This is a genomic window from Brevibacterium sp. K11IcPPYGO002, assembly GCF_050920635.1.
Lineage (GTDB): Bacteria > Actinomycetota > Actinomycetes > Actinomycetales > Brevibacteriaceae > Brevibacterium.
Map to the genome: position 1 here is coordinate 1,695,304 of NZ_CP131929.1, position 16,158 is coordinate 1,711,461.

Consider the following 16,158-nt stretch of genomic DNA (forward strand, 5'->3'; position numbering starts at 1 on the left):
GGTCGACCGGCAGCCGCCATTGCGGGAAACCGGAATCCGAGACTGCGGTCGAACCCCTGTGAGCCGGTGTTGGGCGTTGCTACGATCGATTCATGCCCTGGCCGAGCGCGCTGTCCACCCGTCGTCCTCCCGAAGCCCGGATGTTCGCCGCGCGCTGGGCACGTTCCGTCCTCGCGGTGGTCTGGGGCGGTCTGCTGTGTCTTCCGCTCCTCGCCGCCTCCGTGCTCTCACCCTCATCACGAGTGGCCGCCAAGGTGCGAGACTGGGAGCTCGCCCGGCATTCTCACGGGTTCGGACTCGTTCTCGCTTCCGCACCGACCCACCGCCGGTTCCTGCTCGGCAACGGCCTCATCGCAGCAGTGGCAATCATCCCCACTGCAAACCTCCTCGGCGGATTCGTCGTCGTGACTCTCGGCTCGCTCTTCCAAGGATTCTTCATCGGGGGAGCCGTGAACATCGGATTCGACATGTGGTCGATCTCCCAGCCCACACTCTTCGTCGGAGTCCTCTACGGGGCGGCGAACCTCATCGGCGCCATCGCCCTGTCCGAGGCGGCAAGCTGGGCGCACGGTCGCATCGATGCGCGTTTCGTCGAGGTGAAGCGCCCCTTCGCCGTCTACACCCGCATCAGCGAACTGCTGACCACCCGCCGTGGAGTCGTTCTCGCCATCGACGAGGAACGACGCCGGATCGAGCGCGACCTGCACGACGGCGTGCAGCAGAACGTCGTCTCCCTGTCCGTGCTCATCGCCCGAGCCAGACGCGCGTCCGACCCGGTGAAGTCCCAAGCGCTGCTCGACGATGCTCTGGGCCAGTCCCAGGACCTCATCGACGAGATGCGCGAAGTCGCGTGGCGGGTCTATCCGACAGCGCTGGACGACCATGGACTGCGACCCGTGCTCGAAAGAATCGCCGGTCGCAGTCCTATTCCGCTGACCCTCGTGACCGTGCCGGAGGGCAGATTTCCGCCGGCAGCGGAGTCTGCAGCATATTTCGTCGTCCGAGAGGCCGTGACGAACGTCGTCAAGCACGCCGAGGCGGCCGCGATCACGGTGAGCATCGTCACCGAGGCCCGGACCGCGTTGACCGTGACCGTCTCCGACGACGGTGTCGGCGGAGCCGATCCGCGCGGGGGAGGACTCCAAGGGCTCGCGCGGCGGGTCGGAGCTCTCGACGGGAGTCTCGACATCGACTCCCGTGAGGGCGCAGGCACCACAGTCAGCGCTCGGATCCCGCTCGGGACCGAAGCACAGGACGGCAGCACGACGAAGGAGAAGAAGTGAGCACGAGTGAGATCCAGGCCGAGAAACGGATGCGCGTCGTCCTCGCCGACGACGCGGTGCTGCTGCGCGAAGGTGTGCGCAGTCTGCTCGAAGACGAAGGGATCAGCGTCGTCGCGTCCGTCGGCGACGGAGGGGAGCTGCTGCGGGCGGTCGCCGAGCTGCGGCCGACCCTGGCCATCGTCGACGTGCGGATGCCGCCGACTCACACCACCGAAGGCCTCGAAGCGGCATTGGCGATCAAACGCCGCTTCCCTGACATCGGAGTGCTCGTGCTCAGCCAATACGTGCTGCGCGAATATGCGACCGAACTGCTGAGCACCGAATCAGTGGGCGTCGGCTACCTCCTGAAGAACCGGGTGACTGACATCGACCGGTTCCTCGAGTCAGTGCAGCGGATCGCAGAGGGAGGGACGGTCATCGACCCCGACGTCGTCCGGCAGCTGCTGACCACCTCGGAGAGGCATAACACGCTGTCGACCCTGACTCCGCGGGAAAGCGAAGTGCTCGAGGCGATGGCCGAAGGACTGTCGAATCGAGGCATCGGCGAACGCCTCTTCGTCTCGGTCAGCTCCGTCGAAAAGGCGATCAGCTCCATCTTCGATAAACTCGGCCTCCAGGCAGGGGAGACCACGAGCCGCCGTGTCGCGGCCGTGCTCGCCTACCTCAACCGAGAACGAGGAGAGAAATGAAGCGCCGACTGCCCGATGTGAGAGAACTCGCCCCCTTGCTGCAGTTCGACCTGCCCCGACTCGACCGGGTCGCAGCCCGATTGGAGTCGGCCGCAGACATCTGGGACCTCCGCCGCATCGCCAAGCGCGTGACACCGACCGCGCCGTTCGACTATGTCGACGGTGCCGCTCTGGACGAACGGACCTTGGCGAAGAACCGTGAGGCGCTCGGCAACGTCGAGCTCCTTCCCCGCATCCTCCACGGAGTCGATGCGCCGGATACGTCGACGACGATCGCCGGCGCCCGAGCCCGGCTGCCCTTCGGCATCGCCCCGACCGGCTACACGCGCATGATGCACTCCGCCGGCGAGGTCGCCGGAGTCCGCGCGGCAGCGAAGGCCGGAATCCCGTTCTCACTGTCGACGATGGGCACGACTTCGGTCGAAGACGTCGCACAGGCGGCGCCGGATTCCACCCGATGGTTCCAGCTCTACCTGTGGAAGGACCGGCAGCGCAGCCTCGACCTGATCCAGCGGGCCGCCGCCAGCGGATACGAGACCCTGCTGGTCACCGTCGACACCCCGATCACCGGTCAGCGTCTGCGCGATCACCGCAACGGGCTGACGATCCCGCCCCGTCTGACACTGGGAACGATCCTCGACGCCTCCTATCGTCCCGGCTGGTGGTTCAACTTCCTCACCACCGAACCGCCGAAATACGCGTCGCTGTCGAACACCTCCCAGTCCCTGGCGGAGATGACGAAGACGATGTTCGACCCGACCCTCGACCTCGAAGACCTGCGGTGGATCCGCGAACAGTGGAACGGACGCCTGTTCGTCAAGGGGATCCTCACCGCCGAGGATGCCCGGCGCGCCCGATCCGTCGGAGCCGATGGACTCGTCGTATCCAACCACGGCGGCCGCCAGCTCGATCGGGCCCCCGATTCGCTGACCTCACTGGCCGAAGTCCGTGCGGAGGTCGGACCGGAGATGGAGCTCATCTTCGACTCCGGCGTCATGTCCGGCACCGATGTCGTCGCCGCGCTGTGCGCCGGAGCCGACTTCGTGCTCATCGGCCGGGCGTACCTGTACGGGCTCATGGCCGGAGGCCAACGCGGAGTCGAGAGGGCAATCGAGCTCATCCAGCAGGAGATCCTCACCGCCATGGGGCTCATGGGCGCCCGGAGCATCTCCGATCTGGGCCCCGAACTCGTCCGCGGCCTGCCCCAGGCACCGGCCCCGGACCGGCATCTGCCGGCCGACTCCGTGTGAGCCCGTCTCAGGCATGCAGCAGACGCGTGAGCAGCCTGAACTGATGGTCTGAGCTCTCCTCCGGGCCGACGGCTGCGTTCTCGCTTTCCGTCAGGTGCAGAGCCCATTCGTCGAAAGTCCGCAGCAGTGAGAACACCGCCAGAGTCTGGAGCTCGAGCGGACAATCGACATCGATCGCCGCGGCCTCACGCCCGACGATGAGCACGGCGCCCACCCATTCTTCGACGCTGTCGGCGAGGCGTCGCACAGCTGGACTGTCCGAATTCGCGTAGACGATGTGCCACAGGAGCATGAGCTCCGGACAGTCCGGCCATGTTCGCGCAATGTCGTCCCAGACCGAGCGTGCACGGTCCCAGAACCCGTCTGAAAAGCTTCCCGGATCAGGCGGCGTCCAGAACCCCCGTGCGGTTGCAGCGAGCTCGGTGACGACGAGGGCGAAGAGGTCGTCCTTCGAGTCGACGACATGGTAGATGGAACTCTTGCTCATCCCGCAGGTGGAGATGATGCGATTGAGCGACGCCTCCTCGAACGTCCGCGAAGCGAATTCTCGCGCGGCGGCATCGATGAGCGCGGCGCGCTTCTCGGGGCGCATACGCGCCAACGCAGTCTCGGACACGACGTCAGTGTAGCAATGCTCGACACGCTTGTGGACCATGCGGTCCACCCGGTGTTACTGTTTATGGACCAGTTGGTCCACAAGGGGGTCGGCGAATCGGCCCGACGAAGGAGTCCACGCATGATCATCGCGGCAACGGTCGACGACCAGCTGAAGCACGTGAGCCTGGAAGAGCCGCGTATTCTCATCGTCGGAGCCGGAATCGCCGGAATTGCCCTGGCTCAGCTCCTTCGGGGCCGCGGGATGCACCCGATCCTCATCGACCGGTCGCCCGATTCCGGTCGGATGATCGGTGACAACCGGGCCGGATACATGCTCGCCCTCATGCCCATGGTCGATCCCGTCATCGACGAACTCGAGTGTCGGGAGGCCTACCTCGAAGCCAGCGTCGGCATCGATCGCTATATCGCCCACGCGCGTACCGGGAAAGTCCTCCGACAGGACCACCTCGGTGATCTTCTGGCCGACTACGGCGACTATCGCGGAATCTCCCGCTCCGCACTGCTCGACGTGCTCACCGACGGCGACTGTCCGATCGCCTTCGGCACCACGGTGACCGGACTGTCCGACGACGGCGCCACTGTGGCTCTCGCCCAGGTGGGCCAATCCGGACAGCACCATGGAGGACGGACGCGGAGCCTGGGTCAGGAGGAAGTACTCGAATTCGATGCCGTCGTCATCGCCGACGGAATGAATTCCCGCTCCCGCCGGCTCGTGACCGGTGGGCCCGTCGCAACCGCCGCGAGTGAATCAGGCACGACTGCCGCTGCCGTCTCCGGTGAGACCTCCCCGGTGTCGTCAGTGGACACGACCTGGGGCGGATGGGTCTGCTGGGCCGCGGCCGATGGCGATCAGAGTGCCGTCGATGAGATCTGGAGTGATGGATTCTTCCTCGGCATGTACCCGGTCAAGGGAGCTGTCGGAGTCTTCCTCGGTTGTCCCGATGCCCGGCAGCCGCTCGGCCCCCGGCGATTCGCAGCGGAGGTTCGCAGGCGGCTGTCGGTACTGACTCCGCGGATCGACGCCTGCCTCACCGCGGTCGAGGAAGCTGAAGCACCGTTCTACTGGCCGCTGCGGGATTCCCGGGCGCAGAAGTGGAGGCATGGTCGCACGGTTCTGCTCGGCGATGCGGCCGCAGGGTTCCTTCCGACTGCCGGGATCGGTGCCGGAATGGCGATGGAATCGGCCGGGGTGCTCGCTGACGAACTCTCCTCCCTGGCGACTGGGACGAGTGCAGCCGCCGCACTCGAACGCTTCGAGACTCGCCAGCGGCCACGTGTCGAGGCCGCTCATGATAACTCGCGGTCTCTGGCCCGGCTGATGTTCGGCCGGTCCCGACTCTTCGCGTTCGTCCGCGACCAGGCGTTCCGCGTCATCAGCATCCGGTCGGCGCTCAAGCCGATACTGCAGCTGCTCGAATCCCCGCCTCGGCGGATGTGACCCTCCTCCCACCCGGCGCCTGCAGCGGCCGGGGGCGACCCCGGTTGTGGTAGGAATGGCCAGGGTCCTCGTGCGCGGACCTGCCGAACCACGAACGAGGATGACCATGGGAATGCCAGCCGCCTCGGCGAATGACGAACGCCGACTCCGACGGGGACTGAAGTCTCGCCACCTGCAGATGATCGCCATCGGCGGTGCCATCGGCACCGGGCTCTTCCTCGGCTCCGGCGGCACGATCTCACAGGCCGGCCCCGGCGGTGCCCTGCTGGCCTACGCCGCGATCGGCATCATGGTCCTCTTCGTCATGCAGTCCCTCGGTGAGATGTCGACCCACCTGCCCGTGGCCGGATCGTTCCACACCTACGGCACCAAATACGTCAGTCCCTCATTCGGCTTCGCCATGGGCTGGAACTACTGGTTCAACTGGGCGATCACCCTGGCCGCCGAACTCGTCGCCGCCGGCGTCATCATGTCCTTCTGGTTCCCCGACGTGCCGTCGTGGATCTGGGCGGCGGTCTTCCTCGTCCTGCTGGCCGGACTGAACTTCCTGTCCGCGAAGGCCTTCGGCGAAGGCGAATTCTGGTTCGCGGCCATCAAGGTCACCGCCGTGCTCGCCTTCCTCGTCCTCGGTGTGCTCATGATCGCCGGCATCCTCGGCGGAACCGCACCCGGGATGAGCAACTGGACGAGGGGTGAGGCTCCGTTCGTCGGCGGGTGGATGTCGGTCATCAGCGTCTTCATGATCGCCGGGTTCTCCTTCCAGGGCACGGAACTCGTCGGCGTCACCGCGGGGGAGTCGGAGAACCCGCGCAAGGACATGCCGCGCGCCATCCGCACCGTGTTCTGGCGCATCATGCTCTTCTACATCGGCGCCATCGCCGTCATCGGCTTCCTCCTGCCCTATACCGACCCCTCCCTGCTGGCCTCGGCGAACAATGAGGACATCACGGCCTCACCGTTCACTCTCGTCTTCGAACGCGCCGGCATCGCCGTGGCCGCCGGAATGATGAATGCCGTCATCCTCACCGCGATCCTCTCCGCCGGCAACTCCGGCCTCTATGCCTCCACCCGCATGCTCTACGCCATGGCGAAAGAGGGGACCGCGCCGAGGCTGTTCGCCCGCCTCAACGAACGCGGAGTGCCCGTCATGGCACTGCTGGCCACCGCCATGATCGGACTCTTCGGATTCCTCACCGAGATCATGGGTGACGGTGGGGCCTATACCTGGCTGATCAACGTCTCCGGGCTCTCCGGCTTCATCGTCTGGGTCGGCATCGCCTGGTGCCACTTCCGGTTCCGCAGGGCCTATGTGCGACAGGGCCATGCCGTCGCGGACCTGCCGTACCGGGCGCCGCTGTTCCCGATCGGCCCGATCGTCGCGCTGATCATGCTCATCGTCGTCATCATCGGCCAGAATGTGCAGGCCGTCGTGGGCGGGCAGCTGCTCCAGGTCGCCAGCGCCTATGCCGGGCTTCCGGCGTTCCTGCTTCTGTGGCTCATCCACCGCATCGTCACCGGTCGGCGCTCACGCATGGTCGCCCTCGATGAGATGGATGTCGAGGGGCTCGAGATCAAGGCTTCCTGATTCGATGGTCGGTCCCTCGCCGAGGCGGCCGCGCGGGGACGATCACGACATCCGGAAAATGAGTTAAGCTAGGCTCGCCTAACTACTCAAGAAGGATTCCATGCGCCGTATTCTCGCCCCCGTGATCGCCTCCGTCCTCGTCCTCGCCGGCTGCGGCGGAGGAGGTGCCGCCGAGGAGGCCTCCGGGCCCACCGTTGACACGAAGTTCGGTGCCGTCGAGGTGCCCGCCGACCCGCAGAAAGTCGTGGCTCTCGGGTGGGGCGATGCCGAGACCGCCCTGGCACTCGGAGTCCAGCCCATCGGTGCCTCCGACTGGGTCGAATTCGGCGGCAAGGGAGTCGGTCCGTGGGCCGAGGACCTCTATGATGAGGCGCCGGAGATCATCGCGACGATGGAACCCGACTACGAGGCCATCGCCGCGCTCGAGCCCGACGTCATCCTCGATACGAACAGCTCCGGTGAGAAGGAGCGCTACGACCGTCTCTCCGAGATCGCCCCGACGGTCGGAGTTCCCGAAGGCGGCGACAACTACCTGACGACGATGGACCAGCAGGTCGAACTCGTCTCCCAGGCGCTGGGCAAGGACGACGACGGGAAGAAGCTGCTCGACGACCTCGAGAAGTCCTACGCGGATGCGCGCGAAGCTCATCCCGAGTTCCAGGACAAGTCCGTGACCGTGGCGGCGAAGACCGCTGAGGGATGGGGCGCCTACGTCGAGGAATCAGGTCGCGTGCAGGTCATGAAGCAGCTCGGCTTCAAGCAGTCCGAGACGATCGCCGGAATGAAGGCCGAGGGCTTCTCCGTGCCGATCTCCGAGGAGAACCTCGATCAGCTCGACGCGGACCTGCTTCTGACATTCCCGATCTACATCGAGGACGCCGATGTCACCGGCGATGCCGCCTACAAGCGGATCCCGGCCGTCAAGGACGGGCACGACCTCGTTCTGACCAACGAGAACGACGACATCCGCAAGGCATTCTCGCTCAACTCGATCCTCTCGGCACAGTACACGGCGGAGAAGCTCCCGGATCTCATCGCCGACAAGGTGAAGTGACCGGCGACAGTACGCCGCTGCGCCGTTGCGCAGAACTCACACGGCGGCACGCCACGCATCGAGGCCGATGTCGATGATGCGGGCGTGCCGGACGTTCGGCAGCGAAGTGATCGGCAGCCATTCCGCCCGATCCGTCGTCCCATCGACTTCGAGGGTGCCCAAGGTGCCGCCGATGATCCGCGCCTCGTAGACGACCCGTACGCCTTTGAAGGGACGATCCGTCGAATCGCTGAAGGCCGGATTGCGGCGAGGCTCTGTGAAGGAATGAGTGGTCAAGGGGCGGACCAGTTCGGCGTCGAACCCGGTCTCCTCTTTGATCTCCCGGAGTGTGCCCGCTTCGATGCTTTCGTCGAACTCGATTCCGCCTCCGGGCAGCGTCCAGATCGCGTGCAGGCGGTCCTTTCCGCCGTTGAACCAGCTGAGGAGGATTTCGTCGTCGTCATTGACGATGACCGCGTAACCGGCAAGTCGGGTGTCGTATTCGGAGAAGTGCATGACCTCACCCTACCCGCGTGTGCCGGTCGCCGAAGTCGGCTGAACTCACTGAAGTCTTGTTCGGCCGACGTCGGATACTTAGTGTGAAGATATGAGCGAACAGCCGCAGACGCCGAATGACAGGCTCGTCCGTACCCGCACGATCCCCGCCTCCGTCGACCAGATCTTCACACTGCTGTCCGATCCGCGACGCCACCATGAGACCGAACCCGGCGACTGGGTCCGCGGCGCCATCGACGGCGCCCCCATCACGGAAATCGGTCAGGTGTTCTCCATGGACATGTATCTCGACGTCGTGGGCGGGGCCTACCGCATCGACAACACCGTCACCGCCTTCGATCCTCCGCACGCCATCGCCTGGGATCTAGGCCAAGCCGACGAATCCGGACGGGTCGTCCCCGGCGGGTGGCGGTGGCGCTACGACCTCACCGAGACCGATTCCGGCACCGAGGTGGCTCTGACCTATGATTGGTCCGCAACGACGGACGCCACCCGGGAGGAGTTCGGCGGCTTCCCTTCGTTCCCTGCCGAATTCCTCGACGCCTCACTGGAGAGCCTCGAACGTGCCGTCACGGGCTAGGCTGGGATCGTGACCACCATCAACAGCACTCGCGTCGGCGAATCCGGGCGCCTGGTCGTCTTCCTCCACGGGCTGTTCGGCCGAGGCAAGAACTTCACCCGCATCGCCAAGGACATCGAGCCCGATTTCTCCAGCCTGCTGGTCGACCTGCCCAACCACGGCGAGTCCGAATGGACCGAGACCTTCGACTACGTCGAGCTCGCCGATGCCGTGGCGGCCCATATCGCCGAGGCGGTCGCCCCCGATGATCAGCCCGTGCACCTGGTCGGACATTCCCTGGGCGGAAAGGTCGCGATGGTGCTCGCCCTGCGACACCCGGATCTCGTCGACCGGCTCGTCGTCGTCGACATCGGCCCCAACGCCGGCGGGTCCACCGGAGTCTTCGACCACCTGCTCTCCAGCCTCGCCGCCCTCGATCTCGACCGGATCGAATCACGCACCGAGGCTGATGAGGAACTTCGGGACCCGATCCCCGAGGCTGCGATCAGGGGATTCCTGCTGCAGAACCTGCGCCCCACCTCGACGGGGTATTCCTGGCAGCCCAACCTGGCGCTGCTGCACTCGAGCCTCGATGTCATCGGGGACTTCCCGGACATGGGCGACGCCGTGTTCGACCATCGCGTCCTCTGGGTCGCCGGTGAGAAATCGGACTACGTCGACCGTGACGACCTGCCGCAGATGCGCAGTCTGTTCCCACGCACCACACTCCTCACGGTCAAAGGCTCGGGACACTGGGTGCATTCGGAGAAACCGCGGGAGTTCGTCTCAGCGCTGACGGCATTCCTCAGCCGACCTTGAAAAGGAATATGCTGAACGCGCTCGACGTTGCCACATCGAGCACAATTGGACTCAAATTCTCAGGAGGAATGCGTGAGCACTGCGATCCCGGCCGATCCCGCACAAAAGTTCGCCGAATACGCGGACGGAACCCGACTGGTCAGCACCGACTGGGTGGCCGAGCATGCAGGCGATCCCGGACTCGTCATCGTCGAAAGCGATGAAGACGTGCTGCTCTACGAAACCGGACACATTCCGGGAGCGGTCAAGGTCGATTGGCACACGGAACTCAACGATCCCGTCACCCGTGACTACGTCGACGGCGAGGGATTCGCCGCGCTCATGTCCGCCAAAGGCATTTCCCGCGATGACACCATCGTCGTCTACGGCGACAAGTCCAACTGGTGGGCGGCCTACGCGCTGTGGGTCTTCACTCTCTTCGGTCACGAAGACGTCCGGCTCATGGACGGCGGTCGTGCGAAATGGCAGGCCGAAGGCCGTGAGATGACCACGGAGAAGCCGCAGCCCGCACCCACCGAATACCCTGTCGTCGACCGCGACGATTCCGTCATCCGGGCCTTCCTGCCCGAGGTTCGCAACAGCCTCGGCGATGTGCCGCTCATCGATGTGCGCAGCCCGGAGGAATACACCGGCGAACGCACCCATATGCCCGCCTACCCGGAGGAAGGCGCACTGCGCGGCGGCCATATCCCCGGCGCGAAGTCGATGCCGTGGGGCAGGGCAGCCAACGAAGACGGCACCTTCAAGTCCGCAGCCGAACTCAAGGAGCTCTACACCGAACAGGCGGGACTGGGCACCAGCGATGAGGTCATCGCCTACTGCCGGATCGGCGAACGCTCCAGCCACACCTGGTTCGTCCTCAAGCACCTCCTCGGATACGGCAACGTGCGCAACTACGACGGCTCCTGGACCGAATGGGGCAATGTCGTCGGCGTGCCGATCGTCACCGGAACCGAACCCGGAGAGGTGCCCGGACGCTGATGGCGGAGACGAACACACCCAAGACCGACGACCTGCCGGAGGCGCTGGCAGAGATCGTCACAGACTTCGCCGAAACCCCGGCCGACGACCGCCTCCAGGTGCTGCTGGAGTTCGCGACGGACCTGCCCGACCTGCCGGAGAAGTACACCGACCACCCGGAGCTGCTCGAGCCCGTGCCCGAGTGCCAGTCTCCGATCTTCCTCGTCACCGAGGTGGCCGACCCCGAGGCGGGGGAGCAGGCTGAAGTGCGCCTGCACTTCTCCGCTCCTCCGGAAGCACCGACGACACGAGGCTTCGCCGGGATCCTGCACGAAGGGCTCGACGGAGCCAGCGCCGAGGCGATCCTGTCGGTTCCCGCCGACCTGCCCCTGCGGCTGTCGATGTCGGAGGTCGTCAGCCCGCTGAGGCTGCGCGGAATGAGCGGAATGCTCTCCCGGATCCAGCGACAGGTGTCCGAGAGGATCGGCAAGATCACAGCCGAGTGAGACCTCTCTCGCTTGGCTGAGGTGGTCCGGTGAGTTACAGTGTGGTTAGCCTGCCCTTAGTCACCTGACCGCCATTTCTCACAAAGGACCACCTCGATGACCGGTTCCGCCACCTCTGCCGAGGCGAAACCGCATACCGACACCAGTCATCCGGCCGGTGGCAGCCTGCGGATCAGGCGAGTGCTGGGGCTGGTCGCAGCGATCATCGCGCTGATTCTCGTGATCGCAGCGTCTCTGACCATCGGCGCCAGGGACATGCCGATCTCGGAGGTCCTCGGAGCCTTCTTCGCCCCCACCGGCAGCGACGATCAGCTCGTCGTCCTCGAACTGCGCCTACCGCGCACAGTGCTCGGCATCCTCGTCGGCATGGGGCTGGGTCTGGCCGGTGGACTCATCCAAGCTCTCACGCGCAACCCGCTGGCCGATCCTGGCATCCTCGGCGTCAATGCGGGAGCGTCCCTGGCGATCACGATCGGGGTCGCGTTCTTCGGGATCTCCTCGATCACCGGATACATCTGGTTCGCCTTCGCCGGTGCCCTCGTCGCCACCGTCGGGGTCTATGTCATCGGGTCCGCGGGCCGCAGCCGCACGGTCGATCCGATCCGCCTGACCCTGGCCGGAGTCGCCGTCGCCGCGGTCCTCACCGGACTGACCAAAGCGATCCTGCTGACCAACGACCGCGCCTTCGATGCGTTCCGATCCTGGGACGTCGGTGCGATCGCCGGCCGTGATTTCGATACGATCACCGCGATCCTGCCGTTCATCGTCATCGGCACCGTGCTGGCTCTGGCGCTGTCCCACTCACTCAACGCCGTGGCCCTCGGTGATGACTTGGCCGCTAGTCTCGGCACCTCGGTCAACCGCACCCGAGTGCTCTCCATCATCGCCGTGACCCTCCTGGCCGGTGCGGCCACGGCCGCGGCCGGGCCGATCGGATTCATCGGTCTGATGATTCCGCACATCGCGCGGTGGATCGTCGGTCCCGACCAGCGCTGGATCCTCGGCTACTCACTCGTCCTGGCACCCATTCTGCTCCTGGCCTCGGACGTCATCGGCAGAGTCGTGATGAAGCCCGGCGAACTCCAAGTCGGAGTCGTCACCGCGTTCGTCGGTGCTCCGGTGCTCATCGCCCTTGTCCGACGGAAGAAAGCGAGCGGTCTGTGAGATCCACCAACCTCGCGGTTCCCGAACGCACCCTCACCGCGCATCCGAACGCCCTGCCGGGGGAGAGGGTCGATTTCGGTCGTCCCATGCTGCGCGTCTTCGGATTCCGCATCGACATGAGGGTCGTCATCACCGCCGGAATCATCACTCTTCTCGCTCTGGCCTGCGGTTTCGCCGGTCTCATGCTCGGCAAGTTCTCGGTGACTCCGTCCGAAGTCTTCCAAGGGCTGTTCGGCGCAGCAGACAAGCGCATCGTCAACACCGTCGTCGGAGAATGGCGGGCGCCGCGCATCATCGCCGGAATCGTCCTGGGCGCCGGACTCGGAGTCTCCGGAGCCGTGTTCCAATCGCTGACGCGCAACCCACTCGGCTCTCCGGACATCATCGGCTTCTCCACAGGGGCCTACACCGGTGGCATCGTCACGATCATCGTCTTCGGCACGAGCTTCGTCTCCACTGCGGCAGGTGCGATCATCGGCGGGCTGCTCACCGCAGTGGTCGTCTACCTGCTCACCTGGAAAGGCGGGGTGCAGGGGTTCAGGCTCATCATCGTCGGAATCGCGCTGACAGCGATGCTCAACGCCTTCAACACCTGGCTGATCATGCGTGCCGATCTCGAGCTCGCGATGGCCGCGGCCACCTGGGGCGCCGGCACCCTCAACGGAATGAGCTGGTCGACGATCGCCCCTGCGGCTGTGGCCGTGATCGTCCTCGGACTGGCCTGCGGACTCTTCTCCAGAGATCTCGGAACCTTGGAACTCGGCGATGATACGGCGAAAGCATTGGGTGTGCGCAATGAGCCCATCCGTGCCGTGCTCATCGTCATCGCCGTCGCCCTCGTCGCAGTTGTCACCGCCGCCGCCGGCCCGATCGCCTTCGTGGCACTGGCCGCCCCGCAGATCGGACGGCGAATCGCGCGGGCACAAGGCACCAGCCTGCTGACGTCGGCGGCTGTCGGAGCGCTGCTCCTCATCGCCGCCGATCTCGTCGCCCAGCATGCGTTCGGCGACATCCAGCTGCCCGTCGGCGTGATCACCGTGAGCATCGGCGGCATCTACCTCATCTGGCTCCTCATCCACGAAGCTCGGAAGGCATCATGAGCATTCCCAACCCTGCAGGCGCAGCCTCCCCGCTGATCGCCGAGAGCCTCGATCTGGCCTATGATCAGCGCCAGATCGTCAGCGATCTCGATGTGAGCATTCCCGACGGAAAGTTCTCGATCATCGTCGGCCCCAATGCCTGCGGCAAATCGACCCTGCTGCGGGCCCTCGCGCGACTGCTGCCGCCGGCGAAGGGCACTGTGCTTCTCGACGGGAACAACATCGAGAAGATGAAGACGAAGAAGATCGCCCAGCGGTTGGGTCTTCTCCCGCAGTCGTCCATCGCTCCGGACGGGATCACGGTCGCCGATCTCGTCTCCCGCGGGCGCCATCCGCATCAGTCATTCCTGCGCCAGTGGACCGACGCCGATGAAGCAGCTGTGCTGTTGGCACTGCGGGCGACGAACACCGAAGAGCTGTCCTCACGGCTCGTCGACGAGCTCTCCGGCGGTCAGCGCCAGCGCGTCTGGGTGGCCATGGTGCTCGCCCAGGAGACATCCCTCCTGCTGCTCGACGAACCGACGACCTTCCTCGACGTCGCCTACCAGATCGAGCTGCTCGACCTGTTCTCGCAGCTCAATCACGAATACGGACATACGCTGGTCGCCGTCCTCCACGACCTCAACCAGGCCTGCCGGTACGCCGACGAGATCATCGCGATGAAGAACGGTGCCATCGTCGCTCAGGGGCCGCCGGAGACGATCATCACCTCGGAGCTCGTCAACGAGGTCTTCGGCATCGACTGCACAGTCATCGACGATCCGGTCACCGGTGCGCCGATGATCGTGGCGGGAGCACCGAAGAAGACATTCGCTCAGCGCTGATTCTGCGTGTTCTTCTTCCCCGTGAACACGGCCTTGGCGCCGAAGATCACTGCGACGACGATCCCTCCCCAGATCGCACCGAGGATGAGGGAGAAGAACGTGTTGACCAGCCACCCCAGGAAGGCGCCGATGATTGCGATCGCAGCGACCGGCTCTTCGAGGTGGTGGACGAAGCCGTAGAGGGCGTGGAAGCCGAGTTCATCGGTGCCGACGAGGATGATGTGGCCTCCGACCCACAGCATGGCGAAGGTGCCGACGACGGAGAGCAGAGCGAGCAGCTTCGGCATCGCCCCGACGAGGAACCGACCGAACTTCTGCTGCCCGGGTGAGTCCTTCTTCGCCATGTGCAGGCCGATGTCATCCATCTTCACGATGAGCGCGACGACACCATAGACGCCGACGGTGATCGCAACGCCGACGACGGCGAGGATGACGGCACGGCTGGTCAGGGACTCGGCGGCCACCTCGTTGAGGGCGATGACCATGATCTCGCAGCTGAGGACGAAATCGGTGGTGATGGCCGATCGCACGACCTTCTTCTCTGCCGCCTTGCCATCGGTCGACTGTTCGGCGGCCGGGGACTCTTTCGCGTGGTGGGCGATCCAGCCGAACTTCTCGAAGACCTTCTCGGCACCCTCATAGCAGAGGTAGGTGCCGCCGATCATGAGCAGCGGGGTGAGGAGCCAAGGCAGAAACTGGCTGAGCAGGAGAATGATCGGGAGAATGATGACGAGCTTGTTGAACAGCGATCCCAAAGCGATGCGCTGGATGATCGGAAACTCGCGTTTCGGGTCCACCCCCTCGACGAACTTCGGGGTCACCGCCGCATCGTCGATGACGACTCCCGCGGCTTTCGCGCCGGCTCGCGATGCGCCCGCTGCGACATCGTCGAGGCTGGCCGCCGAGAGTCTGACGAGTGCGGCGACGTCGTCGAGGAGCGCGATCAGACCCCCGGCCATCTAACGACCGCCGAGCTCATGCGTGGGTTCTGGCGGCTGACGATGAAGGTCGCCGAGGTGATTGTCCGCAGCGTCGAAAAGCCGCAGACGGTCGCCGTCGGGTTCGACTCTCCTGGCTTTGGGCACCCAGGTGAGCATTCCGGGAGCGGCCTTGAGCGTCATCATCGAGGACTTGATCATGAGGCCCTCTGGTTCGGCCGACCAAGTGGTCACGAGGTTGTTGGCGCCGTCGCTGCCGCGCAGTGAGCCGTCCTCGGCGAACTCGAGGAAGGCCCGGTCGTTCGTCTCAGCCGTCCAGCGGCCGATGAGTTCCTGTGTCATTTGTCGTCCTTCTCCAGTCCGCCGATGACTTTGCCGTTGCTGTCTTTGACCTTCATGACATCGCCTTCGATGGTCGCTGTCGACGCCTTGCTCAGCCAGGTGTCGACACCGGCGCAGGCCTTCTGAGTGGTCATGAAGGAATCGATGGCGATCTCATCTCCTTTGACCTTCCAGCTCGTGACGATCGCATTGCAACCGTCCGAGCCTTCGAGTGAGCCGTCTTCGGCGAATTCGAGGAACGGGTCGCCCTTCTCCGGTGAGGTCCACTTGCCGGTGGGATCGAGGTCAGAGGCTTCTTCGCCGGGCGACGCAGTTTCGCTGGATTCAGTGGGGGAGGAGGGATCGGGATTTCGTGGGTCGACGCCGGTGTCGCACGCTGCCAGGGGCAAAGTGAGAGCAAGTGCGGCAAGTCCGAGCGCGAGCCTCGAAGCGGGTCGTGCAGGGGCCGGAGTGCGAAGGGTTGTGTGGTTCGGCATGTCCCTGATCATAACGGCACCGGTTTTGAAGCCCCTGGAAGAACACAGGACAGCTTGT

The 16,158-nt window shown here is 65.2% G+C and carries 18 protein-coding genes; 13 read left to right on the forward strand and 5 right to left on the reverse strand.

From position 1 onward, the window contains the following. The first annotated feature begins 92 nt into the window (after positions 1–92). Genes QYM46_RS07685 through QYM46_RS07695 form a run of 3 tightly spaced genes read left to right on the forward strand, consistent with a single transcriptional unit; the run spans position 93 to position 3,222 of the window. The gene (locus QYM46_RS07685) at positions 93–1,283 is read left to right on the forward strand and encodes a sensor histidine kinase (RefSeq protein WP_432791458.1); all 1,191 of its coding nucleotides are present in this window, start codon (positions 93–95) and stop codon (positions 1,281–1,283) included. 29 nt (positions 1,284–1,312) lie between these two features. Further along, positions 1,313–1,972: a response regulator transcription factor gene (locus QYM46_RS07690; RefSeq protein ID WP_169253816.1), complete on the forward strand. Its 660-nt coding sequence runs from the start codon at positions 1,313–1,315 to the stop codon at positions 1,970–1,972. Beyond that, positions 1,969–3,222: an alpha-hydroxy acid oxidase gene (locus QYM46_RS07695; RefSeq protein WP_432791459.1), complete on the forward strand. Its 1,254-nt coding sequence runs from the start codon at positions 1,969–1,971 to the stop codon at positions 3,220–3,222. The genes QYM46_RS07690 and QYM46_RS07695 overlap by 4 nt, the downstream gene beginning before the upstream one ends. A 7-nt stretch (positions 3,223–3,229) precedes the next feature. On the opposite strand, the gene QYM46_RS07700 is transcribed toward QYM46_RS07695, so the two are convergent. Next, on the reverse strand, positions 3,230–3,838 hold the full coding sequence (locus tag QYM46_RS07700) for a TetR/AcrR family transcriptional regulator (RefSeq protein ID WP_432791460.1): 609 nt from the start codon (positions 3,836–3,838) through the stop codon (positions 3,230–3,232). 120 nt (positions 3,839–3,958) lie between these two features. Between QYM46_RS07700 and QYM46_RS07705 the strand changes: the two genes are divergently transcribed. The 3 genes from QYM46_RS07705 (at position 3,959) to QYM46_RS07715 (ending at position 7,917) form a co-directional block, all read left to right on the forward strand. Further along, complete coding sequence (locus tag QYM46_RS07705) at positions 3,959–5,278, forward strand: FAD-dependent oxidoreductase (RefSeq protein WP_432791461.1); 1,320 nt, start codon at positions 3,959–3,961, stop codon at positions 5,276–5,278. 106 nt (positions 5,279–5,384) lie between these two features. After that, positions 5,385–6,863, forward strand: coding sequence for an amino acid permease (locus tag QYM46_RS07710; protein WP_432791463.1), 1,479 nt, complete (start codon positions 5,385–5,387; stop codon positions 6,861–6,863). A 100-nt stretch (positions 6,864–6,963) separates the two neighbouring features. Further along, complete coding sequence (locus tag QYM46_RS07715; protein WP_432791464.1) at positions 6,964–7,917, forward strand: ABC transporter substrate-binding protein; 954 nt, start codon at positions 6,964–6,966, stop codon at positions 7,915–7,917. Positions 7,918–7,953: 36 nt separating this feature from the next. On the opposite strand, the gene QYM46_RS07720 is transcribed toward QYM46_RS07715, so the two are convergent. Continuing rightward, positions 7,954–8,412, reverse strand: coding sequence for an NUDIX hydrolase (locus tag QYM46_RS07720; RefSeq protein WP_169252015.1), 459 nt, complete (start codon positions 8,410–8,412; stop codon positions 7,954–7,956). A gap of 91 nt (positions 8,413–8,503) precedes the next feature. Between QYM46_RS07720 and QYM46_RS07725 the strand changes: the two genes are divergently transcribed. The 7 genes from QYM46_RS07725 to QYM46_RS07755 all read left to right on the forward strand — a co-directional run bounded on the left by QYM46_RS07725 (position 8,504) and on the right by QYM46_RS07755 (position 14,344). Then, entirely contained in the window at positions 8,504–8,992 is a 489-nt protein-coding gene (locus tag QYM46_RS07725; RefSeq protein WP_432791465.1) for an SRPBCC family protein, read from the forward strand. A gap of 9 nt (positions 8,993–9,001) precedes the next feature. Then, positions 9,002–9,790, forward strand: a complete 789-nt coding sequence (locus QYM46_RS07730) for an alpha/beta fold hydrolase (RefSeq protein ID WP_432791466.1) — start codon at positions 9,002–9,004, stop codon at positions 9,788–9,790. 72 nt (positions 9,791–9,862) lie between these two features. Then, entirely contained in the window at positions 9,863–10,771 is a 909-nt protein-coding gene (locus tag QYM46_RS07735; protein ID WP_432791467.1) for a sulfurtransferase, read from the forward strand. Next, positions 10,771–11,256, forward strand: coding sequence for a SufE family protein (locus tag QYM46_RS07740; RefSeq protein WP_432791468.1), 486 nt, complete (start codon positions 10,771–10,773; stop codon positions 11,254–11,256). The genes QYM46_RS07735 and QYM46_RS07740 overlap by 1 nt, the downstream gene beginning before the upstream one ends. 96 nt (positions 11,257–11,352) lie before the next feature. Beyond that, positions 11,353–12,420 (forward strand): iron chelate uptake ABC transporter family permease subunit, encoded by a 1,068-nt coding sequence (locus QYM46_RS07745; RefSeq protein WP_432791469.1) that lies wholly within the window; start codon positions 11,353–11,355, stop codon positions 12,418–12,420. Between the two features lie 86 nt (positions 12,421–12,506). Further along, positions 12,507–13,520 carry a FecCD family ABC transporter permease gene (locus tag QYM46_RS07750; protein WP_432791723.1) on the forward strand — a complete coding sequence of 338 codons (1,014 nt, stop codon included), beginning with the start codon at positions 12,507–12,509 and terminating at the stop codon, positions 13,518–13,520. Beyond that, entirely contained in the window at positions 13,517–14,344 is an 828-nt protein-coding gene (locus QYM46_RS07755; RefSeq protein WP_432791470.1) for an ABC transporter ATP-binding protein, read from the forward strand. The genes QYM46_RS07750 and QYM46_RS07755 overlap by 4 nt, the downstream gene beginning before the upstream one ends. On the opposite strand, the gene QYM46_RS07760 is transcribed toward QYM46_RS07755, so the two are convergent. From QYM46_RS07760 to QYM46_RS07770, 3 genes are read right to left on the reverse strand one after another with little or no spacing between them, the layout of a single operon-like run. Further along, a complete protein-coding gene (locus QYM46_RS07760) occupies positions 14,335–15,303 on the reverse strand; it encodes a DUF808 domain-containing protein (protein ID WP_432791471.1) in 969 nt (322 codons plus the stop codon). The two genes, QYM46_RS07755 and QYM46_RS07760, sit on opposite strands and share 10 nt — an antisense overlap. Further along, positions 15,304–15,624 carry an META domain-containing protein gene (locus QYM46_RS07765; protein ID WP_432791472.1) on the reverse strand — a complete coding sequence of 107 codons (321 nt, stop codon included), beginning with the start codon at positions 15,622–15,624 and terminating at the stop codon, positions 15,304–15,306. Continuing rightward, positions 15,621–16,100, reverse strand: coding sequence for an META domain-containing protein (locus QYM46_RS07770; protein ID WP_432791473.1), 480 nt, complete (start codon positions 16,098–16,100; stop codon positions 15,621–15,623). Before QYM46_RS07770 ends, QYM46_RS07765 begins: the two co-directional genes overlap by 4 nt. Positions 16,101–16,158 lie beyond the last annotated feature (58 nt).